Genomic DNA, 23,561 nt, shown 5'->3' with positions numbered 1-23,561 from the left:
GAACAGATGACTGTGAATTCATATGAGGAACTAGGATTGACGAAACAAGACCTCGGTGCGATGTACGAGACAATGGTCCGTGCCCGTAAAATCGATGAGCGCATGTGGAAATTGAACCGTGCCGGAAAAATCCCTTTCGTCGTCTCGTGTCAAGGACAAGAGGCGGCCCAAGTCGGGGCGGCGTTCGCGCTCGAAAAAGGGACGGACTATATTCTTCCGTATTACCGTGATGTCGCCGTTGTCCTCCACTTTGGACAGACGGCTCGCGATTTGATGTTGTCGGCGTTCGCCAAGGCGGAAGACCCAAACTCAGGTGGCCGTCAAATGCCGGGCCATTTCGGTTCGAAACAGCATCGCATCGTGACGGGCTCGTCTCCAGTGACGACACAAGTGCCGCATGCGGTCGGTGTGGCGCTCGCCGCCAAACTGAAAAAAGAAGAGCTCGTCACGTTCGTCTCGTTCGGAGAAGGCTCATCGAACCAAGGTGACTTCCACGAAGGTGCAAACTTCGCGGGCGTGCATAAGTTGCCTGTGATTTTGTTCTGTGAGAACAACAAATACGCCATCTCGGTACCGCTCTCGAAGCAACTCGCTTGCGAGCGCGTATCTGACCGCGCCAAAGGTTACGGGATGCCGGGCGTCACGGTCGATGGGACAGATCCGATCGCCGTCTATGTCGCCGTGAAAGAAGCCCGCGCCCGCGCACTTCGCGGCGAAGGCCCGACGCTCATCGAAGCCGAAGTCGAACGTCTCGTACCGCACTCGTCGGATGACGATGACAAAGCGTACCGCTCGGTCGAAGAGTTGGCTGACCTTAAGAATCGCGACGGGAATCAATTGTTCCGGAAGCGTTTGATTGAAGATGGCGTCATGACCGAGGAAGAACTCGCAGAAATCGAGGCGAATGTCGATCGTGAAGTCAATGAGGCGACTGCATACGCCGATAAGGCACCATATGCGTCTCCTGAATCGACGATGGACCATGTGTACGAGGGGGAAATGTGATGAAAACGTTTATTGAAGCGATCAACGAAGCGATTCACGAAGAGATGGAACGCGATGAGAACGTCTTCGTGCTCGGGGAAGATGTCGGCGTTCGAGGCGGTGTGTTCCGCGCGACGCAAGGCTTGATTGAGAAGTACGGCGAGGACCGCGTCATCGATGCGCCGCTCGCCGAGAGCGCGATCGCAGGTGTCGGAATCGGGGCGGCCATGTATGGCATGCGTCCGATCGCCGAAATGCAATTCGCCGACTTCATCATGCCGGCGGTCAACCAAATCGTCTCCGAAGCGGCAAAAATCCGTTACCGTTCAAATAACGATTGGACGTGCCCGATGGTCATCCGAGCACCGTTCGGCGGCGGGATTCATGGCGCGCTCTATCACTCCCAATCGGTCGAGGCGATGTTCAACTCGACGCCTGGACTCAAAGTCGTCATCCCATCTGATCCGGTCGATGCGAAAGGATTGCTCAAGTCGGCCATCCGCTCGAACGACCCGGTCCTCTTCTTCGAACATAAACGGGCGTACCGCCTCTTGAAAGCCGACCTTCCGACCGACGACTATACGGTCGAAATCGGCAAGGCCGCCGTCAAGCGGGAAGGTGACGACATCACGATCATCACGTATGGTCTGTGTGTCCATATGGCCCAGGAAGCGGCGAAGACGCTCGAAGCCGAAGGCATCAGCACGCACATCCTCGATTTGCGCACGATCTATCCGCTCGACCAAGAGGGGATTGTCGAAGCCGTCAAAAAGACCGGGAAAGTACTCCTCGTCACCGAGGACAATAAAGAAGGCAGCATCATCGGGGAAGTTGCGGCCATCATCGCGGAGAAAGCGCTGTTCGAACTCGATGCGCCGATCGAGCGTCTGGCGGGACCTGACGTTCCGTCGATGCCGTATGCACCACCGATGGAAAAGTTCTTCATCGTATCCCCTGAAAAAATCGCGGAGCGGGCTCGTCAGCTCGCCGCCTTTTAAGGAGGGGTCATATGGAACAGTCAATTAACATGCCACAGCTCGGGGAAAGTGTCACGGAGGGGACGATTACAACGTTTCTCGTCAAACCAGGTGACCGCGTCGAGGAGTATGAGCCACTCGCCGAGGTTATGACCGATAAAGTAACCGCTGAGATTCCGGCGACAAGTGCCGGCATCGTGAAACAGATTTTAATCAGTGAAGGGGACACGGTCGCCGTCGGCACACCGGTCCTCGTCATGGAAGTCGAAGGTGGCGAGTCGTCGCCGGCGAAAGCAGAAGTGGAAGCAGAACCGGCACAAGTCGAAGCGGCACCGGTCGAGACGAAGCAAACGGTCACTGCAGCGTCGGCCGCGCCACGAAAACAGAATAACGGCCGTTTCTCGCCAGCCGTCATCCGACTCGCCAATGAGAACGCGATCGACTTGAACGAACTCGACGGCAGTGGCCTCGGTGGTCGCATCACGCGCAAAGATGTCCTCCGCTACTTGTCAGAAGGCCGTCCGGTCAAGCCGGAAGCGGCGACGCAGGCACCAGTCCAAGAGACGATGACACAAACGAAGCTCGACGTACCTGAGACGGTCGCCGCACCGGCTGTCACGGCGTCGGTAACGACAGCTCCTGACGTCTCATCGGACCGCGTCGAGTTGATTCCGACGGCAGGTGTCCGTCAAGCGATCGCCAACAACATGGTCCGCTCGAAACATGAGGCCCCGCATGCGTGGCTCATGATCGAAGTCGATGTGACGAACCTCGTCACGACCCGGGCCAAGTTGAAAGACGAATTCTTCAAACGGGAAGGTGTCAAATTGACGTTCATGCCGTTCTTTATGAAGGCGGCCATCGAGGCGCTGAAAAAACACCCGATGATGAACTCGGAATGGGCGGGCGATCACATCAAAGTCCACCAAGACATCCATCTATCGGTCGCCGTCGCGGCGAACGATGCCCTCTACGTGCCGGTCATCAAACATGCGGACGAGAAGAACATCAAAGGGCTCGCTGTCGCCCTTCAAGACGTGGCGGCCCGTGCCCGCGGCAACCGTTTGAAAGCGGACGAGATGCGCGGCGGCACGTTCACGATCAATAACACCGGTGCGTTCGGTTCGATTCAATCTGCGCCGATTTTGAACTACCCGCAAGCGGCGATTTTGTCGGTCGAGTCGATCGTGAAACGTCCCGTTTGGGTGAACGGGATGTTCGCGGCGCGTGATATGGTCAACTTGTGTATGTCGGTCGACCACCGCGTCCTCGACGGTCTCGTCGCCGGTCAATTCTTGCAGGCGATTAAGCAGTCGCTCGAATCGATCGACCCGGACACGTATACGCTCTACTGATTCACGTCCTGCCTTCGACCGAGGGCAGGATTTTTCGTATCAAAAAAGCCACGGATCTGTTTCCGTGGCTGCATGGTTCAGATGGAACGTTCAATCAACGTCTCGAGGTCGCTTCGGATGCGCTCGGGCGAGGCGAGCTCGGCGTTCGTGTAGCTGAGGCGGTGTGTCGACTCATCGGTCCCGGTCAAGTCGGCGAACAGACTGCCGAGATTATGGACGCTCTTGTCGACTTGGATCAATAGGTCAAGGGAAGACTCCGTTTGAAGCATGACGACTTCAAGCTCATCGAGTTTGCGCCCATAGCTCGTCCCGTTCGGTGAATATTCGAGTTCTTGGGCGATCGGGAGGCGACCAGAACGATGGCGGGCCGGAAGCATCTCCGTATCGGCTTTTTTCAAGCGGAAGCCGATATCGTCAAGCACGTCGAGGACGACTTGTTGCGCGTGATTTGGTTTGACGAGAATCGAGTCCTCGTCTTTCGGGTCGACGGCCTGGGCGATATCGAGCCCGGTCTCGATCCACGACTTCGATTGGCTTACCGAAATCGGCGTGTTAAACGGCACGTCAATTGTGAATGGGATTTCCTTCACTTCTTCGGGACCGATCATAAACGGCGCTTCGTTCAACAAGATTTTCTCGATCGTGAACGTCGAGTACGTCGTCTTGTCGTTCACCTCATGCTTGTAGAGCGTGTTGAAGAAGATGTAAATCCGGTCGACCGATTGCTCGGTGCTGCCGCCCTTGATATGGACGACACCATTCAGTGTTCCGCCTGGCACACAAGCACTCTCTTCGAGTCGCGTATCCACCGTCGCGGCACCGATTCCGATCGATGATAATAACTTTTTGAACATACAATGATCCTCCTTTGACGTTTGCACGTGTTCGTGTAATAGTATGTACGAATACACGTGACTAAAAGTTTCGAAACTATTGAAAAAAAGGATGAACGCAGTGGAATATACAGCATTAACCGAACGGCTGGCTGATGTGATTCGCCAGAACGAGCTCGTCACGGCGACAATCAGCCAACCCCGTCTAAAATCGAACGATTTGCGCCGGGTCAAGCTGAAGCCGGTCTTACTAAAAAGTGACTACCATATACAGTTCGAATACCAATTTGAACGAGTGATGAAACATAAAAATTTGACGCCGGACGAGGCGGTCATCGAGCTCGATGACTTGCTCGAGATGTTCCGCCAAGGACAGTTCCAGTTGAAGGCGTCCGAGTTCCACTTCCAACTGTCTAAAAAGTTCAAAGTGACGTTCAAAGAGCGCGAGACGGCCGTCAAACAAGTGAAGCTGAGCCATAACCGCGAGAAGCAGTACGTGTTACCGCTCGACGAGCCGGTACCGTTCCTGATCCGACTCGGTGTCCAGTCCGAGGATGGGAAAGTGAAGCGCCAAAAGTATGACAAATTCAAACAGATCAACCGCTTCCTTGAATTCATCGAAGACTCGATCAAACATTTACCGACCGACCGGACCATCCGAATTCTCGATTTCGGCTCAGGGAAGTCGTATTTGACGTTCGCCCTCTATCACTTCTTGCATGAAATGAAAGGCTATGACGTCCATATCACCGGACTCGATTTGAAGAAAGAAGTCATCGAGGAATGTGCCGGGATTGCGCGCGACCTCGGGTATGAACGTCTCGAGTTCCTCGTCGGGGACATCAACGAGTTCGAAGGCGAAACGGCGGTCGATATGGTCGTCACGCTCCATGCGTGCGACGTCGCAACGGATATGGCGCTCGCTCGGGCCGTGCGTTGGGGGGCGAAAGTCATCTTGAGCGTGCCGTGTTGTCAAAAAGAATTGAACCGTCAACTTGAGGCACCGAGCCTTGACGTCATGTTGCAGCATGGACTCGTCAAAGAACGGTTCGCGGCGCTCGCCACCGATTCGATTCGGGCCGAATTACTTGGACTCGTCGGCTATGAGGCGCAACTCCTCGAGTTCATCGATATGGAGCACACGCCGAAGAACATCCTCATCCGGGCCTATTTGACGAACCGGGAAGCGACCGCTGAAGCGCGGGCCCGCTATGTGGCCTTCAAGACGCTGTTGAACGCGACACCGTTCCTCGAAGGACAATTGAGCGATAGACTTGTCCTAACCGATCCACTAGACGTAAAATAAGAAAGAACAGACGCAAGTCGAAAGGGGAAACAATATGGATTTTCAATTATACTTTCAAGATGTAGTCGAACAAGCTCGCAATGAGGTACGCGCTGCAGGGTACACAGAACTCACGACACCGGAAGAAGTCGACGCGGCGTTAAAGAAAGAAGGCAAAACGCTCGTGCTCGTCAACTCGGTATGTGGCTGTGCTGGTGGCATCGCTCGTCCGGCAGCAGCGTACGTGAATAAGATGGAAGGCGTCAAACCGGACCAGTTCGTGACTGTGTTCGCTGGTCAAGACCGTGAAGCGACTGACCGCGCCCGTGAATACTTCGAAGGTTACGCCCCGTCGTCACCATCGATTGCGCTGTTAGAAGACGGCAATATCGTCACGATGGTCGAACGGAGCACGATCGAGTCATCGACGGCCGAAGAGCTCGTCGAGCAGTTACAGACGTTGTTCGATATTTACTACGCCTAAGAAGTGAGCGCAGAGGCCTGGCCTTTGCGCTTTTCCTTAAGAAGGGAACGATGAGATGGAACCAGTCGTCAAAATCATGAGCGAGGCCGAATATACGATCGCCTTGTCGCGTGGTGAGATCAATGAACCGACCCTCCAGACGGAAGGGTATATTCGTTGTTGCACCCCGCAACAAATCGGTAAATTCGTGCGTCGGCACTATCATGGACAGCGAGTCGTGCTCGTCTCGTTCCATGTCGGACGTCTCGGCAGCCTGCTCCACTACGAGTTTGAGGAGGACGGGGAACGCTACCCCCACGTGTATAGCGCCATCCCGATTGCGTCGGTCAAACGGGTGCAACCCTATGGCTCTCGCGACAACGGTACGGTCACTTATTTTGCTTACGAGCGAATGTGACCGTATTTTTTTATGTTTTATGCATGAATATACTTTACAAGTAATAATTATGTGTATATAGTGGTTGAAGAACAAGTCGGACATATGATGAGTCGAAGAACAGTTGAGCACCATTCACATATATGTCATAATTTTGTTAAAGTTCTGATAATTTCATCCTATATGAAGAAAGGGACGATGAAGATGAAAAAAGGTTTTCTAGCATTATGTATCGCGAGTCTCGCCGCTTTTACGGTAGCTTGCGGGGCAGACGTGAACGAAGGAGGTTCGACGTCGACCGACGAGGAGGATAAGGTCATCGTCATGGGCACGAGTGCGGACTACTTCCCATATGAGTTCGTCGATACGGCAAACGGCGATGAGATCGTCGGTTTCGATATCGATATCGCCAAGCAAGTGGCTGAAAACATGGGTTATGAATTAAAAATTGAAGATATGGACTTCGGGAGCCTGCTCGGAGCGCTCAACGCCGGTCGAGTTGACTTCGTCATGGCGGGTATGACGCCGACGGAAGAACGGAAAGAGAACGCTGATTTCTCAGACATCTACTTTACGGCGAAAAACTTGATCTTATCAAAAGGGGATGCCATCCAGACGCTTGAAGATTTGGACGGGAAGCAAGTCGGGGTCCAACTTGGTTCAATCCAAGAAGGGATCGCCAAAGAACAAATCCCGGGCGCAGAAGTTGTCGCCTTGAACAAAATCCCGGAAATCATCCAGGAAATCAAGACTGGTCGGATCGATGCGATGGTCATCGAGGACACGGTCGCGAAGAAATATCTTGATCAAGACAGTGAACTCACGACATTTGAAATCGTCGACGAGGAAGAGGCCGGTTCTGCCGCCGCCTTCCGTAAGGACGATGAACTCCGCGATCAATTCAACGAAGAATTGAACAAGATGATCGACTCAGGAGAAATCGAGAAGTTGGCTCAAAAATGGTTCGAACAAGAAGCAGCACCAGCTGAATAAAGATTGGAGAAGGCTGACTGAAAACATCAGTCAGCCTTTTTTAGGAGGAACTCACAATGGATTTTAGTCGGATTTATGATTCTATCCCGTATATTCTCGAAGGGATCCCGGTCATGTTTCAAGTCGTGCTCGTCTCGGCATTGTTCGGGGTCACGCTCGGGATCGTCGTTGCCACATTCAAAATCGTCCCGAACCGTCTCGTCAATTTTATCGGGCACGCCTATACGGCCGTGTTCCGTGGGACACCGCTCATCTTGCAACTCGCGATCATCCATTTCGGGTTGCCACAGTTGACTGGTTTCATCACGACACCGTACCAATCGGCTGTCATCGCCTTCTCACTCAATTCGGCAGCCTACATCTCGGAAATCATTCGGGCCGGGATTCAAGCAGTCGATAAAGGACAGTGGGAAGCATCGGACGCGCTAGGTGTTCCGTACGTCAAACAACTGCGGTCAATCATCTTACCGCAGGCGTTCAAAAACATCTTGCCGGCCCTCGTCAATGAGATGATCACGCTCACGAAAGAATCAGCGCTCGTCTCGACGGTCGGCGTACTCGACATCATGCGCCGGGCGCAAATCGTCGGTGGGCAAAAGGCGATCTACTTTGAACCGCTCCTGTTTGCCGGTGTGATATACTTTACAATAGTGATGGTGTTGACGTATCTTGGTCAACGTCTAGAAAAACGGCTTAGAAAGAGTGATGGCAGATGATACAAGTAAACGATTTATACAAACAATTCGGAGACCTCGAGGTACTCAAAGGCATAACGACATCGATTGAGAAAGGGGAAGTCGTCGCCGTCATCGGTCCGTCTGGTTCCGGTAAGTCGACATTCCTCCGTTGTTTGAACATGCTCGAAGTGCCGACAAGCGGTACGGTCAGCGTCGATGGTTATGAGTTGACGAAGAAAGGCGCCAACGTCTCGAAAGCGCGTCAAAACATCGGGATGGTGTTTCAACAGTTCAACTTGTTCCCGCACATGAATGTGCTCGACAACTTGACGTACGCACCAATCAATGTGTTGAAAGTGAGCAAGGCCGAGGCGATCGAACGGGCGAAAAAGCTCCTCGAACGCGTCGGATTATCAGAGAAGATTGATGCCTACCCGAGTCAATTGTCGGGCGGACAAAAGCAACGTGTCGCCATCGCCCGGGCGCTCGCCATGGAGCCGAACGTCATGTTGTTCGATGAGCCGACGTCAGCGCTCGACCCGGAAATGGTCAACGAAGTGCTCGACGTCATGAAAGGACTCGCCGATTCTGGGATGACGATGGTCGTCGTCACGCACGAGATGGGCTTTGCCCGCGAAGTGGCGGACCGCGTCCTCTTCCTCGACGAAGGCATCTTGATGGAGGAAGGCAAACCGGCCGACCTGCTCCTCAATCCACAAACCGACCGTGCGAAACGCTTCTTAGAAAAAGTCTTATAAGTGAAACGTTCCATCTGATATCAGAAAGGGAGGATTTCGATGAAGATCACATACTATGGCCACGCGACCGTACAACTCGATCTCGACGGGACGTCCGTCTTGATCGACCCGTTCCTGACGAGCAACCCGCATACAGACGTCAATCCGGCGAGCATCAAAGCAGATTATATCCTGCTTACCCACGCTCATTTTGATCATATCGAAGACGTCGAATTGATTGCGAAACAGACGGGTGCAACGATCGTCGCGACGCACGAACTGGCGACATACTATGAGAAGAAAGGCTTTTCGGTGCACGGCATGAATATCGGGGGCGGACATTCGTTTCCGTTCGGCCGTGTCACGATGACGCAGGCGTTCCACAGCTCGAGTCTTGATATGGGAGACGTCCCGGTCTATATGGGCATGCCGGGCGGGTTCATCATCGAGACGAATGCGCTCACGGTGTATCACGCCGGGGACACGGCACTATTCTCAGATATGAAACTATACGGCGAACGCTTCGAGATTGACGTCGCCTTCCTTCCGATCGGAGACAATTTCACGATGGGGCCGACCGACGCGCTCGATGCGGCGCACTGGCTTCAAGCGAAACGAGTCGTCCCAATCCATTTCGATACGTTCCCGCCGATCAAACAAGACGCCCGGGCGTTCTGCGATCAATTGCATCAACGCGGTCTCTTGATCGAGCCGAATACGACGATTGAGATTTGATGTTGCATCCAGCAATACTCGAAACTGAACGGTACGTGGCGAAGCTGCATGGCGGAGACCATACCGGCCACGACATGGCCCATCTCGACCGTGTCCGCCGTTTGACGACGCATCTCGCGGAAGGAGAGGCGGTCGACGGTCTCGCTTTGACGCTTGCTGCACTCTTACATGATGTCGAGGATGAGAAGCTCGGTCGTGACAAAGGTCTCGTCGCAAGTCATCTCGACACGTTGACACTCGATCCCAATCAACGGGCTCACATTCTGACGATGATTGAAGAGGCGTCCTTTTCAAAAGGACGATCCCCGTCGTCACGCGAGAGCGCGATGTTGCAAGACGCCGACCGGCTCGACGCGATCGGGGCAATCGGCATCGCCCGGACGTTCCAATTTGCCGGCGCACGGGGCAATAGCCTCCACGGCGAAGATGACCCGAAAAGCGCGGTCGCTCACTTCGAAGAGAAGTTGCTCCGGCTCGCGAATCAAATGCATACGGAGCGGGCGAGACGAATCGCCCGGGACCGCCACGCGTTCATGGTTACTTTTTTGGACCGGTTCGAAGCGGAATGGACGGGGCAAGACATATGAAACGGCCGAGGAATCCCTCGGCCGTTTTTTGGTTAGAATGGATGTTTATTGAGCCAATGGCCGCCGTCGAGCGAGATACATTCTCCGTTCAAATAGCGCATCTCGTCCGACGCCATCCAAAAGGCGAGGTCGGCAATCTCTTCCGGTGTCCCGAACCGTCCGAGCGGCACATTACGGCGGATGCGTTCGACTTCCTTGACGTGGACGGCGAGCTTGTCGGCTCCACCTGTTCGCTCGATTGGACCTGGACTGATCGCGTTCACGCGTGCCCCGAACTGATACCCCCATTCAACGGCGAGTGTGCGCGTCAAATTGAGCACACCGGCTTTGGCGGCAGCACTTGGTGCCACACCGGCCCCCGCTTGCCAGGCGTAGGAGGCGACCATATTGATGATCGAGCCGTCACGCAGTTGCTCCCGTTCCCAATGCTTGCCGAGCGCATGGGTGCAGTTGAACGTCCCGTTCAAGACGATATCGATGACGCTCGTCCAGCCGTTTGGCGTCAAGTCGAGCGTCGGGCAGACGAAGTTGCCAGCCGCGTTGTTGACGAGCGCATGCACCGATCCGAACCGTTCACTGATTTGGTCGAGTGCTTGCGTGCACGCCTCATAGTCGCGCACATCGTGCTGGACGGCGATGGCTGCTCCGGCCCCGATGGCCTCGAGCTCACCCATCGCTTCTTGCAGCCGTTCCTCGTTCCGGCCGCTGATGGCGACGTTCCACCCTTCTGTCTTGAATTTTAGCGCCATCGCTTTGCCCATCCCCGATGAGCCGCCCGTGATCCAGATTGTCTTCATACATATCCCCCTTTGAAATGAATGGTCGTTCATTTAGGTATTCGCTCAGCGAAGGGGGGATTCCTGCAAAAAAATGACGGCCGCTTGGGCCGTCATTGGAGCTGTTTTAAATAAGACAATCCAAGGTCGCGGTCGATGCGATACATCGTCCCGGCGACTTTCTCACCCCAGTACGGGTCCGAGGCGTAAAAGACGTTGACGCCTTCTTGTTTATTGCCAGGGAACGGTCCCCGCTCATAGGCGCCTGTTACGTACTTTTCGGCGAATAGTCGCGCCGCCGCATCGATGCTCGCCTCGACGGACGGGTAAGCCGCCGCATTTCCACTCGGGTCGTTATCGGTCGCCTGGAAGCCGAACAAGTTATTTTTTTCCCGGGCGATGGCAGACGTACCGAAACCGGACTCGTGTCCGGCTACCGCCATGAGGAACAAGGCGTTGATGCCGAATTCGGCCTCGGCGTCCTTGAAGGCGTCGCCTTTCCCAGCAAGCGGGCTATCGTCGAGTGATTCGAGGAACTCGTCGAGCTCGCGAGCCGAATACGGTGCCTTCGACGCGATTGAAGCGAATTGATACGGCGAATCGAACACGTCGCGTACGTCTTCCGTGTAATAGCGGTCGGACGACTGTTGCGGCGCCGGTCCGACGAGAAACGTCCCGGCCAAATTGCCGTTCGCCTCGACGGTATGGAACACTTGTCCGTCCTGCATCTGATAGAAGCCGCGCCGCTCGACGACGGCGTCGGGATAAAGCGTCATGTCGGCCGGCTTCACATAGACGTCGGCGCCGGAAATGTTCACCAACAAATGCTTGTCGGCCATCTGCACGAGACGGAGGCGGGTCCCGCCGGCGACATACGACTGCCGTTTCTTAAACTCGGCGTCTTGGTATAGGTTCGTGATTCGGTCGGTCGGGGTGACGGCGATGCCGGTGCCCGTGAAATCGATGACGTCTCCTGACGCATCGAGCAGGGCCCTATTGCCCCCACGTTCCATATAGGCCCGCGCCTCGTCGAGCGACTCGAACGTCCTAGTCGAGACGTCCCCGCTGTCATAGGTCTGAACGGTATACGACCCGCTCGGACGGTCTTGGAGCCATAGGAAACCTAAAACGGCGAGGGCGAGCGTGAGCAGCGTGGGAATCACGCCACGTTTTTTTCTTTTCAATACGATCACTTCCAAACATATGGATTGCCAAACGGAAGAAACTAGTGAACAATTTTGTGAGAGAGGAGGAGATTTTATGAAAATCGGATCACGTACGCTCAAGACGGCAGCAGCAGCTGGAATCGCCATGCTCATCTCGGAGACGATTCATCTCGATTACTACGTCTTCGCAGCCATCATCGCCATCCTCAGTATTCAGGAGACACGGAAAAAGTCGTTTCGGGCTTCCTATGAGCGGGTCATGGCCAGCCTGATTGCGATCGGCATGGGGGCATTGATGTTCACCTTGCTCGGTTATTCACCGGCGACGCTCACACTTTATTTTGTCATGTTCATCCCGCTTGTTCAACAACTCAAACTGCAGGACGGCATGATCACGAGTGTCGTCATCTTGACTCATTTGTATACGGAAGGACGGTTCTCGTTCGATTTGTTCGTGAACGAGCTGTTATTGATCGCTATCGGCGTCGGGGTCGGGCTCGTCGTCAACATGTATATGCCGACACTCGATAAAGAAATCGAACGCATCAAGGACAACATCGACCGCGCCCTCGCTGTCCATTTTTATGACGTGGCGGCCTGTGTCGAGACGGGCGTCTATAACGACCATTCGATGATGCTGTTGAAGACGCGGGATTATTTGAAACAAGGGAAAGACCTCGCGCTCCGTCGGATGGGGAACTCGATTGGGAAGCGGAACGAAGACATGGACTACTTGTATTTCCGGATGCGGGAACGGCAGTATGACATCTTGAAGCGCATCGCCGAGAACTCCCGTGAGATCACGATGGTCGTCAATGAGGCCAAACCGGTGGCGACGTTCCTCCGACGTGTCGGGGATAATGTCAATCCACGGGCCGATGCTTCGACGTTCTTGAGGGAGCTTGAGGAGACCATCGACCATTATCGAAAAAACGTACCTCTCCCCACGTCACGTGAGGAATTTGAGGTACGTTCGTCGCTACTAAATATTTTGTCGGACGTGAAGAGCTACTTGATTTTGAAAGAGCGGTATATCCTGTTGTTACAGGAACATGGCCACCCCGGACAAAAACGTGCTCAATAAAAAGATGGATACGATGACGACGACACCGATTTGAATGATGCGTTGGCGCTTTTTCTGTTTCTTACTCATGACGTTCCTCCAAATGTGTTTGTCCTCATTGTACAGAATGGAAAAGGTTCGTGCAAACGGCACGAGTTTGTTATAATAACCTAGAAATGTTTGGATGGAGGGATGTTTTCATGGTAAACGAGAAACGAGTGCTTGACACATTTTTACAACTGGTCGGGATCGATTCAGAGACGAAAGAAGAAGCAGTCATCTGTGAGCATTTAAAGGCGGTCTTCACAGAGCTCGGATGCGACGTCTATGAAGACGATGCGTCGACGAAAACGGCTCATTCAGGTAACAACTTGATCATCACGCTACCGGCGACAAAACAAGGCGTCGACCCGATTTATTTCACGGCGCATATGGATACGGTCACACCAGGTAAAGCGATCAAGACGAGTATTCAAGACGGTTACGTCGTGACGGATGGGACGACCATTCTCGGGGCGGATGATAAAACCGGATTGACGGCGATGGTCGAACTCGTTCGCGTACTGACGGAACAAGCGATTCCGCACGGTCAAATCCAGTTCGTCATCACGGTCGGCGAAGAATCAGGTCTCGTCGGGGCGAAAGTACTCGACCTCTCGAAAATTGACGCGAAGTTCGGGTTCGCGCTCGATTCGGACGGTCCGGTCGGCGACATTATCGTCGCAGCTCCGACTCAGGCGAAAGTGAACGCTAGAATTTACGGTAAGACGGCACACGCCGGTGTCGCTCCTGAAAAAGGGGTCTCGGCCATTCAAATTGCTGCGAAGGCGATTGCGAAGATGAAGCTCGGACGGATCGATGACGAGACGACGGCAAACATCGGTCGATTCGAGGGCGGTCGTGCCACGAACATCGTCTGTGATTACGTCGAGGTGCTTGCTGAAGCGCGATCGCTCATCCACGAGAAAATGGAAGCCCAAGCCGAGTCGATGAAACAAGCTTACATGGAGGCGGCAGCTACACATGGTGGCCGGGCCGAAGTCGACATCGACATCATGTATCCAGGCTTCAAGTTTGAAGAAGGGGACGAAGTCGTCGAAGTCGCGAAAGCGGCGGCTGCGGCTATCGGACGTCCGACCCGTATTTTACATTCAGGCGGTGGTTCAGACGCGAACGTCATCGCTGGGGGCGGGATTCCGACCGTCAACCTCGCTGTCGGTTATGAAGAGATTCATACGACGAACGAGCGGATGCCTCTTGTCGAGCTATACAAGTTGGTTGAATATGTCGTTCAAATTGTCGAGCACGTCGCGGCATCGAAAACGAAATGAAAAAGAGCCGACGTGATGTCGGCTCTTCCTATGTGTTCGCGTGATTATGCGGCGAACTCCAACGATTCCAAGACGAGTTCGTCTGAACAGTGAAGTTCCATCGCTATGTCGTGAATGTGGATTGAGGTGCCTAGTTCTTGTTGGTGTTTGCGATTCATTGAAGTCGCCCGTTCCCGGATCAGTTCATAGATCGAATCGGAATGTTCAACTTTATTCATCACGGATCACATCCTTTATCAATGATTGCCTACAGTATAGCATGTAATGGACTAGTAGAAAGGACAATATTATTTGTCAACAACCCACCACTTAACGAACTGACGGTCCGTTTGAAGCGGGGGCTTGCGTCCGTCGAGTCCTCGACGGCGCCTCTACCCTCGTAGAGTACGGTTACGCTCGTTCCTGCCCGGTAGTGCGGACGGCGCTCGTGCACCTCCTACCTTCGCGTGGCGGAACATCGGGACGGTCGACCTCGCCCCTGCCACGGGAGTCATGCTCCCGTGGCACCTGCACCGATGTGTTCGATGCCTTTCCGGTACAGGTTCATCGCGCCGACGACGTTGGTGACACGGGCGTCGTCGAGTTCGGGGAACGTCTTCGTCACGGGGATGTGCAGGAACCATTTCCCGTGTTTGTGCACCAGTTTGGCCGTGCCGAACCGCCACGTCCCGTTGAAGTATCGCCTCATGCCCTTGCGTGCATAGTCCAGCTTGATCCGGCCGTCCAGCGTGTTCACGCTGAACCGGTCCCCGGTGAGCGAGTAGTCGCGGTTCCAGACGAGGTCGTACTCGGGGCGCTTGAACTCGACCCGGGACCACGCGTGCCCGTTCGACCTCGCCGACTTGTACCGGGCGACCACCGTCTTCATGACCGACTGGGCCATCTGGCTCTTCAGGCCGAAGCGTTGGCGGAGCTCGGCATAGTGCGAGTCGTTGAGGCTCGCCTGATCCAGGTCCCTCGTCTCGAAGACGTGTCCCGACAGCCAGTCACAGGCCGACCGGTACGCGTCCATCGTTGCCCTCAGAGTAGCGGCTTGAGAGTCTTGGATGTAGATTTGTATTTTTGCAGTGATAGTGGACAACGTGTTCACCACCTTTCAATGGGAGTAGTATTATTTTCCCGTCATGAATGGTTTAAAAACTAAGTTGTAGGAGGGAGGAGGCAAGGTAGGAGCCGGGGATCGATGGCGGTGCCGTTCATGGGGTCGGGGACGTGCCCGATTCGACCCCGGCGGCAATTCCTCCCCCCACTTATCGTCGGGCTGTGCCCGGGACACGATTGAAGTAGGGGTATCCTTGCCGATTAAAGATGAAGTTACAATTTTTAGGAACCGGATCTGGCATGCCCTCGAAACAGCGGAACGTTTCTGGTCTGGCGCTCACGCTTTCGAAACAGACGTGGCTCATCGATTGCGGGGAAGCGACTCAGCACCAAATGCTCCACACGAAAGTCAAACCGCGCAAAGTCTCAGCCGTTTGGGTGACCCACCTCCACGGTGACCATGTGTTCGGCCTGCCCGGTTTCTTGTCGACGCGTTCAGCGCTCGATGGGTCAAGCCCGCTCACGCTTTACGGACCGAAAGGCATCAAGAAGTGGCTCGAGTTGACGATGAAAGTGACCGGGTCGTATCTCGGTTATGACTTGACGATTGTGGAGTATGAGGACGGCGATACGTTCGAACAGGACGGTCATCTTGTCACGGTTAAAAAACTGGAACATCGTTTCCCGTCGTACGGCTTTCGGATCGAGGCACCTGAACGGCCGGGAGCGCTTCTCGTCGATAAAGTGAAGGCGCTCGGGATTCCGAGCGGTCCGATTTATCGGACAATTAAGCAGGAAGAGACGTTCGAGTTTGAAGGGAAAACCTATCTGTCTAAAGAATACGTCACAGAAGCGGTCCGTGGACCAATCGTGGCGATTCTTGGGGACACTGTCCCATGTCCGAACGCCGTCTCCCTCGCCGAAGGGGTTGATGTGCTCGTCCACGAAGCGACGTTCATGCACGGAGAGGCAAAGCTCGCCCGTCAATACGGTCACTCCACGACGGTCGAGGCGGCGACGCTCGCGAAGACGGTTCAAGCCGACTGCTTGATCGTCACCCATATCTCGGCCCGCTATCAAGGGCGGGATGATGAATTTTTAGATGAAGTCCGGACCGTGTTCGAACATTGCTTAGTCGCCAATGACTTCTTCGAGTATACAGTGGGGGATTAACGTGACGATACAACTATACGTATGGCTTGGTTTTTTTGTCATTAGTACGTTGCTAGGTTTACGCTTGAATCAACTGAAAGAACCCGAACCGAACTTTTTCTTTAAATTTTTATTTTTCTCTTTACTCGGAATCGTGTCGTTTCCGATTGGAGGGTTCCACATCCCAATCGGTTTTCTCATGTCATTCTTATTTTTCCCGAAACGGAACAGTCGCTATAAATGGTATGGCGCCCTCGTCGGTTTCTTTTTCTTCATTGTTCTTTTGTTCGTCCCATTGTTTGATCAATCTGAGTTTCGGGCGGAGTCGCAACAAATCGGGGCGGTGTCGATTCAAGACGAGACGTTTGACCGGATGACGGACAATATTTTGCGCCGCATCAATAGCGATTCAATCAAGCTCGATCGGAGCAAAATCGTGTTTACTGAGTCCGGTGATTTGCGCTCTCTCGAGTATTTACTCATGGTCGAGCGCGCGAACTCGTTTCAACAGATTCGAATCAACTATGACGAGTCTGGAGAGCTGACGTATCGCCAAGTCGACGAGCTGAATACGGATTCTGGTGGAGCGTTTTTCGAGAAGCTGGTCGACTTTGAACACATGCTTGATGCCGTACGTGAAACGCCTTGGTCAGAATTTGCGGACCGAGTCGATGCACCGCTTCTCCAATTCTCGTTTGACGGTCTCTACGACATGTACACGTTCGAGAACGAGTCGATGCTGATGATCAATCGAGACCGCAGGCTCGTCAAGTTCTGGTTGCAACGCGAACCTGTGCTCGCGAACAGCATCCAATTATCGGGACTGACACGAGAGGGCCGAACGACGGGTGAAAAATATACGATTCTTTACAATTATTCTATCCATCAACGAGAGGATTTGACCGACCAATGAAAAAACTATTCCTGATGAGTTTACTCGTCCCACTTTTGACCGCATGCGGCGGGGAACAATCGACAAACGGAAATGCAGCTTGTGACGTCGAACCGACGATTTCCGTATATGATGCTTCGACCGAGGAGACGTTATTCAATGAGAAGAGCGTCTGTTTAGAGGACGGGGCGACGGTACTCGATGCCCTCGAAGCGACCGAACTCGACATCGAATCGGTCGGCAGCGGGGAAATGACATATGTGACGGGAATCGACGGTATCGAAGAGAAGTCGGCCGGTCAAGCGTCAGGCTGGGTTTACGCCTTTAATGGAAGCCCGGGCGACGAAGGCGCCGGGGCCAAAGAAGTCGAATCGACCGATATCATTCAATGGCGTTTCGAAGAAGATGCGATTTCTTTCTTCGAATGAGGCAGATTGGGAGCGCAGACATCCGGTCACGCTCCTTTTTTTCTTAGTGACCCATCTGTATATTTTGACATACTTGAATGACTCGTCCTGGTTCCTGTTTGGACTTGTCGTCTTGTTGCTCCTCGAACGGCGGTTTCCGCTGGCGATGCTCGGTGTATTGGCTGCGTTCGTGCTAATCTCGTTAGCACCGATTGTTTTCGGGTGGAACGTTTCTCTAAAGGGGATCACGAATCAATTGATTCCATTATCCGCATTTTTGTTCGGCATGATCTGGGTGAACCGGTTCATGCGCCTCGAGCGCTTATTGCCGTTTTTGAACAAATGGCCGCGCTCGACACGATTGCTCTATGGAGGATGGGCGCTCGTCCCGACGATGGAACGGGCGGTCCGTTTATCGTTGGCCAGTCATCCGCGACGTGACTGGCAAGAGGCCGTCGTCGTCGGCATCGACAGCCAACGCCTCGAGCCGGTATATGTGACGAATCGGATGAGACACTTCGAACGACATGACTGGGTCCAATGCCTCGTCCTCACTGGTTTCGGGGCGACTGCGGTTATGGTCACACCGGTCGTTTGGTTACTATATCCATATTTGACGAAGGGAGGGGTACGCGATGCGTTGGTTATCCTTGGCAGACGGACATGATGAATTCGAGGAGTGGGTGAGAGAAGAACAAGCGCGAGTCGTTCGTCTCGACACCCCGCTTGCCGGAAAAGTCGCATCGCTCATTTCTGGGAGTGACGCCCTGCGAGGAGCCGAACTGGCTGCTCTTCTCCAAATCGATCATCTGTTTCATAAGCGATTCGACGAGTGCTCAAGTGGGGAACGGCAACTCGTCCGAATCGCTCACGCACTCGCCGATTCATCCGAGTCGCTCGTCTTGATTGAACCGTTTCGACATTTGGATCGGTTTCGGGTCGAGCATTTGAAGATGTTGCTCAACAGGTTGACCGGGCTCGGCGTTCGAATTGCATACACGGACAGGGCGCGCGAACATACCCCGTCCGACGCGTTTCACGTCAATCCGACCATGAGTCAGCCCCAACTTGTCGTGACGGACGTGTCCTATCGCCATCCGTTGCAGGCTTCCTATGCGGTCGAGCATGTATCCTACGAGGCGAAGCAGGCGGGACTGACCATCTGTATCGGAACGAACGGGAGCGGGAAATCGACGTTGCTCGAATTGATTGCCAAAAGCGTGCGTCCCTTGTATGGGAAGGTCAAATGGGCCGAGCGGCCTGTTTATTTACCGGCCGAGAAAGAGTACGGTCCGTTCCCGCATGCGGCGAATCGTCGCGTCGCTCAACTGCAGGCCGTCTTCGACTCCGAAGCTTCGCTGTTCTTGTTGGATGAGCCAAGCGTGGGCTTGACCGAGCAAGAGCGCTCTCAGTTTGAACGAGCGTTAATCGAGAAAGCTGTGACGGCTCATGTTTTGTGTGCGACACATGATGAGCAACTGATTCGGGCGGCAGACCGAATCCTTTGCCTGTCGAACGGGGCACTCGTCTTCGATGGAAATCGCAGCGACTATATGAAACGGAGTGCGTTATGGTCACATATGTCATCGTCCTCATGATTGCAGCGGGAGTGATGTCGAGGTTCGAACGAATTGACGTCCCAATTGCCGTCTTGACGCAAATTCTCGCCCTCGCGGTCATCGGTCGCTGGCTGTTCGTGGCCATACCGAATGTGCAACCGTCTACGGCACTGCTCATGCTGACGGCCCTTTATTTTGGATTTACGAGTGCGGCGATGTTGGCATTGTTCGTCCCGATTTTATCCGGTCTATTGCTTGGGATCGGTCCGTTCGTCCTCTTTCAATTTTTAGGATGGCTGATCGTCGTGGCCGTCGTCACGTTCCTGAAGCCGCTGCTAAGTCGCTCCAGGTTGTTTCTTGCCGCAGTTGGTCTCGGGGCTGGTTATTTGTTCGGTTGGACGGCAAACTTGTCCTTCGCCGAAGTGATCGGGGTCGACTTCGTCAAATTGCTCGTACTCAGTTTGCCGTTCGATACGGCTCATGGCATCGGAAATGCCGTCTTTCTTGTCTTGTTGCATGACCTGTTCATCCGCATATTTGTACGAGAAGACGGGTAATTAATAGGTATCACACCGAGTGAGGTGACGCGTGCATGAGCGGATACGTCAATCTAGTTGAAATCGGTTGGTTCCTTTTCATTGGACTGTTGTTTATGGGACTCAATTTATTGTTGATGTCCCGTCGTCTCATTCGAACGCGCTACGGGATGCTGAGCATTCTCGGAGCGAGTGTATGGCCTGCGCTGATGATTGTCCTGTCCGTCCAAGGGGGACGCGTCCTAGACGGACTGACCGAACAAGCGGTCACGCTCGAGAGCGTGTTGTCTTGGGCGGTCGTCGTGGCGACGGTTCTGATGGTGTGTATCCCAGCTGTTTCGCTGATTCGACGAATGGTTGGGTTGGCCAGGAATTGAGATTTCAATACATGTGAAAGGAGGAGGTCCCACATCGGGAACCTCCTCCTTTCTTGTAGAATCTGGTCGTCAGGCCGTCGGTACATCTTCCGTTCCGGCGTCCGACGGTTTTTGGAACCGTCGTAAAATTTCTAAGCTGACCGCCCGTGGCATGAGTTTGGCCGCAGCGACGAGCAACTGATTGGAAACACCAGGAACGATCACGCGCTTGTTGTTCATGACGCCCTTGTATCCGAAGTAGGCGACAAGGTGAGACGGCATTTTCGACACCATCATTTCACTTCCGGCCCGATTGAAGAAGCCGGTATCGGTTGGACCAGGGCAAAGGACACTCACGTTCACGCCTGTCCCTTTCATTTCGGCATGGAGTGCCTCCGTTAGCGATAATACGTACGCTTTCGTCGCGTAATAAACAGCCATGTAAGGACCGGGCTGGAATGCGGCGACTGAGGCGACGTTCAAGACGTAACCGTGATTCCGTTCGACCATGCCTGGTAAATAGGCTTTCGTCAGCTCAGTCAAGGTGTTGACGTTCAAGCGGACCTCTTCTGCCTCGGTCTCGGCGTCGAGGTCGATGAACTCACCGGCTGTCCCGAAACCTGCATTATTGATTAAAAAGTCGACCGTCAGTCCGGCGTCTTCAATCGCGCTCGTCAACCGTTTTGTGGCCTCATGTTCAGATAAGTCAAGCGCGAATACGTGCACATGGACACGGTACCGTTTTTCGAGTACTTTTTTCAATTCGTGCAGACGGGGTTCATTTCGAGAAACAAGAATACAGTCAAATCCGTCACGAGCCGCCAAGACGGCCAGGTCGAGGCCGATCCCAGTCGAGGCTCCTGTAATTAATGCGGTTTTTGTCAAAATCGTCCACTCCTTCGATATAAAAAGTCATACATTGTTACTGATTTCTTCACGAGTTGTTAAATTCCTGCCCGGCCACCACATCAAAACGTGTGCTAGAGTATAGCAAGAATATGTGATTAGACTCACAAAGTGAGGAGAAAAAACGAGATGATGATTCAGCTAGTGACAACGGCACAAAGCGTCGAGCAAGCAGAGGCGCTAATCATGGCGGGCTCCGACCGCATCTATATCGGAGATTCAAAATACGGGCTACGCCACAAAGGTGACTGGTCGCTCACGGCTGTGCGAGAAGTCACAGCCGTCGCCCATCGATACGGCAAAGAAGTGACGGTCGCCGTCAATAATTTGATGCATAATGAGCAAATCGAGACGCTCCCTGAATATTTACAGGCACTCAAAGCAATCGGGGTCGACAGTGTGACGGCCGGTGATCCAGGTGCCATCCGCTTAATCCGTAATGCCAATATCCCCTATTGGTATGATGCTCAAACGCTCGTCACGTCGGCACGCCACATTCAGTTTTGGGGGAAGCGTGATGCCATCGGGGCAATTGCGGCCCGTGAAGTGACGCTGACCGAACTCGGAATGATTCAACAGCAGATCGGGTTGCCGGTCGAGGTGCAAGTGTACGGCCCGACGTGCATCCATCATTCGAAGCGGCCACTCTTGACGAACTATTTCAATGAAATCGGTCGATCGAATGATCAGTCGGAAAACCGCGAGTATTACGTCAGTGAACCGTCGGATGCGGACAGCCGCTATCCAGTTTATGAAGATGAGAACGGCACGCACGTGTTTTCTGAAGATTTGACGCTCATGGGTCAACTTCCTACGCTTTTGAAGGGCGGATTGCACACTTGGAAACTCGAAGGGTGGCACGCGGGAGATGCGTTCGTCGACATCGTCCGCCTGTTCGACAAGGCCCGCTCAGATTTATTGAACGGTCGGTTCGAGCGCCCCGTCATGGAACGATGTCTAGCTGAGCTCCAACCTGAACAGTTCCGGCTCGGGACCGGACTGCTGTTACGAAATCCAGAAGAGATCAAGTGAGGGATCAAAGATGAAAAAACGTCCAGAATTATTAGCACCAGCCGGTAACTTGGAAAAATTGAAGATGGCGATTCTTTATGGGGCCGACGCGGTCTTTATCGGAGGACAACAGTTCGGGCTCCGCTCCCGGGCCGGTAATTTCGGGTACGACGAGATGGCCGAAGGCGTCGCGTTCGCCCATGCGCACGGCGCAAAAGTGTACGTCGCGGCGAACATGGTGACGCATGAAGGAGACATCGATGGTGCGGGCGAGTTCTTTTGTACGCTTAGTGACATCGGTATCGATGCCGTCATCGTGTCCGATCCGGCCATGATCGAGGTATGTCTCACGGATGCACCGGGTCTTCCGGTCCACTTGTCGACGCAGGCGTCGGCGACAAACTATGAGACGCTTCGCTTTTGGCAAGAGGAAGGGTTGGAGCGGATTGTCCTCGCACGGGAAGTGTCGATGGAAGAAATCAAAGAGATGAAACGGCAAGTCGATGTCGAAATCGAGACGTTCGTCCACGGGGCGATGTGTATCTCCTATTCGGGACGTTGCACGCTATCGAACCATATGGCGCTCCGCGATGCGAACCGTGGTGGGTGTGCCCAGTCATGTCGTTGGAAGTATGGGTTCTTCGAGGCGGACGAACTGTTAACAGAAAAAATGGTGGTACGAGACGAGGAACCGTTCTCGATGAGCTCGGTCGATTTGGCGATGGTACGCCACATCCCAGACTTGGTCGATGCTGGCGTCGATAGCTTGAAAATCGAGGGACGGATGAAATCGATTCACTATGTGGCCACCGTCTGTAATGTCTATCGTCAAGTCATCGATGCCTACTGTGACGACCCCGAGGGCTTCGCGTTTAATCCGGCTTGGGAAGAAGAGATTTGGAAAGCGGCGCAGCGAGAGCTCGCGACCGGATTTTATTACGGCGTCCCGACCGAGAACGAGCAACTGTTCGGCAAGCCGCGCGCCATCCCGCAATATGCGTTTGCGGCACGCGTCATCTCGTATGAGCCATCGACACAGATGGCGACACTCGAGCAGCGGAACCATTTCCGACGCGGGGAAGAAGTTGAGTTCTTCGGTCCTGGCTTCGTCCGGTTCTCGCAGCGGATGGATGAGTTGTACGATGAATCGGGAGAAAGACTCGAGACGGCGAACCAGGCGATGATGACGGTGCGCGTCAAAGTCGAGCAACCGGTCGCGACCGATTTCATCATGCGCAAGCGAAAAGCCGGCGTTGTGAGTACCCCGGTGCCGAGCCCGGTCTGACACATCCGGCAAGACAACATAGTCGACCGTTCCATCCAATCTTGCTACCCTGTTAAC

Annotated in this window: 28 protein-coding genes; 22 read left to right on the top strand and 6 right to left on the bottom strand. The window is 53.9% G+C overall.

The genetic code is table 11. The features are described 5' to 3' along the window. Window positions 1-6 precede the first annotated feature (6 nt). From EVJ34_RS05240 to EVJ34_RS05230, 3 genes are read left to right on the top strand one after another with little or no spacing between them, the layout of a single operon-like run. Complete coding sequence (locus tag EVJ34_RS05240) at window positions 7-1,005, top strand: thiamine pyrophosphate-dependent dehydrogenase E1 component subunit alpha (RefSeq protein WP_029595280.1); 999 nt, start codon at window positions 7-9, stop codon at window positions 1,003-1,005. After that, window positions 1,005-1,982 (top strand): alpha-ketoacid dehydrogenase subunit beta, encoded by a 978-nt coding sequence (locus tag EVJ34_RS05235; RefSeq protein ID WP_131436574.1) that lies wholly within the window; start codon window positions 1,005-1,007, stop codon window positions 1,980-1,982. The genes EVJ34_RS05240 and EVJ34_RS05235 overlap by 1 nt, the downstream gene beginning before the upstream one ends. 11 nt (window positions 1,983-1,993) lie before the next feature. Further along, window positions 1,994-3,316, top strand: coding sequence for a dihydrolipoamide acetyltransferase family protein (locus EVJ34_RS05230; protein WP_131484901.1), 1,323 nt, complete (start codon window positions 1,994-1,996; stop codon window positions 3,314-3,316). A 77-nt stretch (window positions 3,317-3,393) separates the two neighbouring features. Here the strand turns inward: EVJ34_RS05230 and EVJ34_RS05225 are convergent, their stop codons facing one another. Then, entirely contained in the window at window positions 3,394-4,170 is a 777-nt protein-coding gene (locus tag EVJ34_RS05225; RefSeq protein WP_131484900.1) for a sporulation protein, read from the bottom strand. A 100-nt stretch (window positions 4,171-4,270) separates the two neighbouring features. Here EVJ34_RS05225 and EVJ34_RS05220 point away from each other — a divergent pair, with 100 nt between their 5' ends. The 8 genes from EVJ34_RS05220 (at window position 4,271) to EVJ34_RS05185 (ending at window position 10,023) form a co-directional block, all read left to right on the top strand. Continuing rightward, a complete protein-coding gene (locus EVJ34_RS05220) occupies window positions 4,271-5,455 on the top strand; it encodes a class I SAM-dependent methyltransferase (RefSeq protein ID WP_131484899.1) in 1,185 nt (394 codons plus the stop codon). A 34-nt stretch (window positions 5,456-5,489) separates the two neighbouring features. After that, the gene (locus EVJ34_RS05215; RefSeq protein ID WP_131484898.1) at window positions 5,490-5,918 is read left to right on the top strand and encodes a BrxA/BrxB family bacilliredoxin; all 429 of its coding nucleotides are present in this window, start codon (window positions 5,490-5,492) and stop codon (window positions 5,916-5,918) included. Between the two features lie 55 nt (window positions 5,919-5,973). Beyond that, entirely contained in the window at window positions 5,974-6,315 is a 342-nt protein-coding gene (locus EVJ34_RS05210) for a DUF952 domain-containing protein (protein WP_131484897.1), read from the top strand. Window positions 6,316-6,498: 183 nt separating this feature from the next. Beyond that, window positions 6,499-7,287 (top strand): transporter substrate-binding domain-containing protein, encoded by a 789-nt coding sequence (locus tag EVJ34_RS05205; RefSeq protein ID WP_131485287.1) that lies wholly within the window; start codon window positions 6,499-6,501, stop codon window positions 7,285-7,287. Between the two features lie 56 nt (window positions 7,288-7,343). Beyond that, window positions 7,344-8,003, top strand: a complete 660-nt coding sequence (locus EVJ34_RS05200) for an amino acid ABC transporter permease (protein WP_131436562.1) — start codon at window positions 7,344-7,346, stop codon at window positions 8,001-8,003. Next, window positions 8,000-8,722, top strand: a complete 723-nt coding sequence (locus EVJ34_RS05195; protein WP_131436560.1) for an amino acid ABC transporter ATP-binding protein — start codon at window positions 8,000-8,002, stop codon at window positions 8,720-8,722. The genes EVJ34_RS05200 and EVJ34_RS05195 overlap by 4 nt, the downstream gene beginning before the upstream one ends. Window positions 8,723-8,761: 39 nt before the next feature. Then, complete coding sequence (locus EVJ34_RS05190) at window positions 8,762-9,436, top strand: metal-dependent hydrolase (RefSeq protein WP_131436558.1); 675 nt, start codon at window positions 8,762-8,764, stop codon at window positions 9,434-9,436. Window positions 9,437-9,438: 2 nt separating this feature from the next. After that, window positions 9,439-10,023, top strand: coding sequence for an HD domain-containing protein (locus EVJ34_RS05185; protein WP_236636648.1), 585 nt, complete (start codon window positions 9,439-9,441; stop codon window positions 10,021-10,023). A 32-nt stretch (window positions 10,024-10,055) separates the two neighbouring features. On the opposite strand, the gene fadH is transcribed toward EVJ34_RS05185, so the two are convergent. Both fadH and EVJ34_RS05175 read right to left on the bottom strand, forming a co-directional pair. Then, on the bottom strand, window positions 10,056-10,820 hold the full coding sequence (fadH, locus tag EVJ34_RS05180; RefSeq protein WP_131484895.1) for a 2,4-dienoyl-CoA reductase: 765 nt from the start codon (window positions 10,818-10,820) through the stop codon (window positions 10,056-10,058). A gap of 92 nt (window positions 10,821-10,912) precedes the next feature. Continuing rightward, the gene (locus EVJ34_RS05175) at window positions 10,913-11,992 is read right to left on the bottom strand and encodes an N-acetylglucosaminidase (protein ID WP_236636671.1); all 1,080 of its coding nucleotides are present in this window, start codon (window positions 11,990-11,992) and stop codon (window positions 10,913-10,915) included. Between the two features lie 67 nt (window positions 11,993-12,059). Between EVJ34_RS05175 and EVJ34_RS05170 the strand changes: the two genes are divergently transcribed. Together EVJ34_RS05170 and EVJ34_RS05165 are read left to right on the top strand one after the other, a co-directional pair. Continuing rightward, entirely contained in the window at window positions 12,060-13,049 is a 990-nt protein-coding gene (locus EVJ34_RS05170; RefSeq protein WP_131436550.1) for an aromatic acid exporter family protein, read from the top strand. A 179-nt stretch (window positions 13,050-13,228) separates the two neighbouring features. Then, complete coding sequence (locus EVJ34_RS05165; protein WP_131436548.1) at window positions 13,229-14,359, top strand: M20/M25/M40 family metallo-hydrolase; 1,131 nt, start codon at window positions 13,229-13,231, stop codon at window positions 14,357-14,359. 44 nt (window positions 14,360-14,403) lie between these two features. Here the strand turns inward: EVJ34_RS05165 and EVJ34_RS15795 are convergent, their stop codons facing one another. Continuing rightward, window positions 14,404-14,577, bottom strand: a complete 174-nt coding sequence (locus tag EVJ34_RS15795) for a hypothetical protein (RefSeq protein WP_167491781.1) — start codon at window positions 14,575-14,577, stop codon at window positions 14,404-14,406. Window positions 14,578-14,849: 272 nt separating this feature from the next. Further along, the gene (locus EVJ34_RS05160) at window positions 14,850-15,371 is read right to left on the bottom strand and encodes a hypothetical protein (RefSeq protein ID WP_131484893.1); all 522 of its coding nucleotides are present in this window, start codon (window positions 15,369-15,371) and stop codon (window positions 14,850-14,852) included. A 296-nt stretch (window positions 15,372-15,667) separates the two neighbouring features. Here EVJ34_RS05160 and rnz point away from each other — a divergent pair, with 296 nt between their 5' ends. Genes rnz through EVJ34_RS05125 form a run of 7 tightly spaced genes read left to right on the top strand, consistent with a single transcriptional unit; the run spans window position 15,668 to window position 20,323 of the window. Continuing rightward, on the top strand, window positions 15,668-16,573 hold the full coding sequence (gene rnz, locus EVJ34_RS05155; RefSeq protein ID WP_131484892.1) for a ribonuclease Z: 906 nt from the start codon (window positions 15,668-15,670) through the stop codon (window positions 16,571-16,573). Window position 16,574: 1 nt separating this feature from the next. Further along, window positions 16,575-17,465, top strand: a complete 891-nt coding sequence (locus EVJ34_RS05150) for a hypothetical protein (RefSeq protein ID WP_131436544.1) — start codon at window positions 16,575-16,577, stop codon at window positions 17,463-17,465. Further along, window positions 17,462-17,872, top strand: a complete 411-nt coding sequence (locus tag EVJ34_RS05145; protein ID WP_131436542.1) for a DUF4430 domain-containing protein — start codon at window positions 17,462-17,464, stop codon at window positions 17,870-17,872. The genes EVJ34_RS05150 and EVJ34_RS05145 overlap by 4 nt, the downstream gene beginning before the upstream one ends. Next, the gene (locus tag EVJ34_RS05140) at window positions 17,850-18,518 is read left to right on the top strand and encodes a hypothetical protein (RefSeq protein ID WP_131484891.1); all 669 of its coding nucleotides are present in this window, start codon (window positions 17,850-17,852) and stop codon (window positions 18,516-18,518) included. Before EVJ34_RS05145 ends, EVJ34_RS05140 begins: the two co-directional genes overlap by 23 nt. Continuing rightward, window positions 18,487-19,449 carry an ATP-binding cassette domain-containing protein gene (locus EVJ34_RS05135; protein WP_131484890.1) on the top strand — a complete coding sequence of 321 codons (963 nt, stop codon included), beginning with the start codon at window positions 18,487-18,489 and terminating at the stop codon, window positions 19,447-19,449. The genes EVJ34_RS05140 and EVJ34_RS05135 overlap by 32 nt, the downstream gene beginning before the upstream one ends. Next, the gene (locus EVJ34_RS05130; protein ID WP_131484889.1) at window positions 19,422-19,967 is read left to right on the top strand and encodes a hypothetical protein; all 546 of its coding nucleotides are present in this window, start codon (window positions 19,422-19,424) and stop codon (window positions 19,965-19,967) included. Before EVJ34_RS05135 ends, EVJ34_RS05130 begins: the two co-directional genes overlap by 28 nt. Window positions 19,968-20,002: 35 nt before the next feature. Next, window positions 20,003-20,323, top strand: coding sequence for a hypothetical protein (locus tag EVJ34_RS05125; protein ID WP_131436534.1), 321 nt, complete (start codon window positions 20,003-20,005; stop codon window positions 20,321-20,323). A 69-nt stretch (window positions 20,324-20,392) separates the two neighbouring features. On the opposite strand, the gene EVJ34_RS05120 is transcribed toward EVJ34_RS05125, so the two are convergent. Beyond that, window positions 20,393-21,187 (bottom strand): SDR family NAD(P)-dependent oxidoreductase, encoded by a 795-nt coding sequence (locus EVJ34_RS05120; protein WP_236636647.1) that lies wholly within the window; start codon window positions 21,185-21,187, stop codon window positions 20,393-20,395. A gap of 150 nt (window positions 21,188-21,337) precedes the next feature. Here EVJ34_RS05120 and EVJ34_RS05115 point away from each other — a divergent pair, with 150 nt between their 5' ends. Next, window positions 21,338-22,240, top strand: a complete 903-nt coding sequence (locus tag EVJ34_RS05115) for a peptidase U32 family protein (RefSeq protein ID WP_131436531.1) — start codon at window positions 21,338-21,340, stop codon at window positions 22,238-22,240. 10 nt (window positions 22,241-22,250) lie between these two features. Next, window positions 22,251-23,504 (top strand): peptidase U32 family protein, encoded by a 1,254-nt coding sequence (locus EVJ34_RS05110; protein ID WP_131484887.1) that lies wholly within the window; start codon window positions 22,251-22,253, stop codon window positions 23,502-23,504. The last annotated feature ends 57 nt before the right edge of the window (window positions 23,505-23,561 follow it).

The organism is Exiguobacterium sp. SL-9 (genome assembly GCF_004336985.1).
Taxonomy (GTDB): Bacteria; Bacillota; Bacilli; order Exiguobacteriales; family Exiguobacteriaceae; genus Exiguobacterium.
This window is presented reverse-complemented; position numbering and strand designations above follow the sequence as displayed.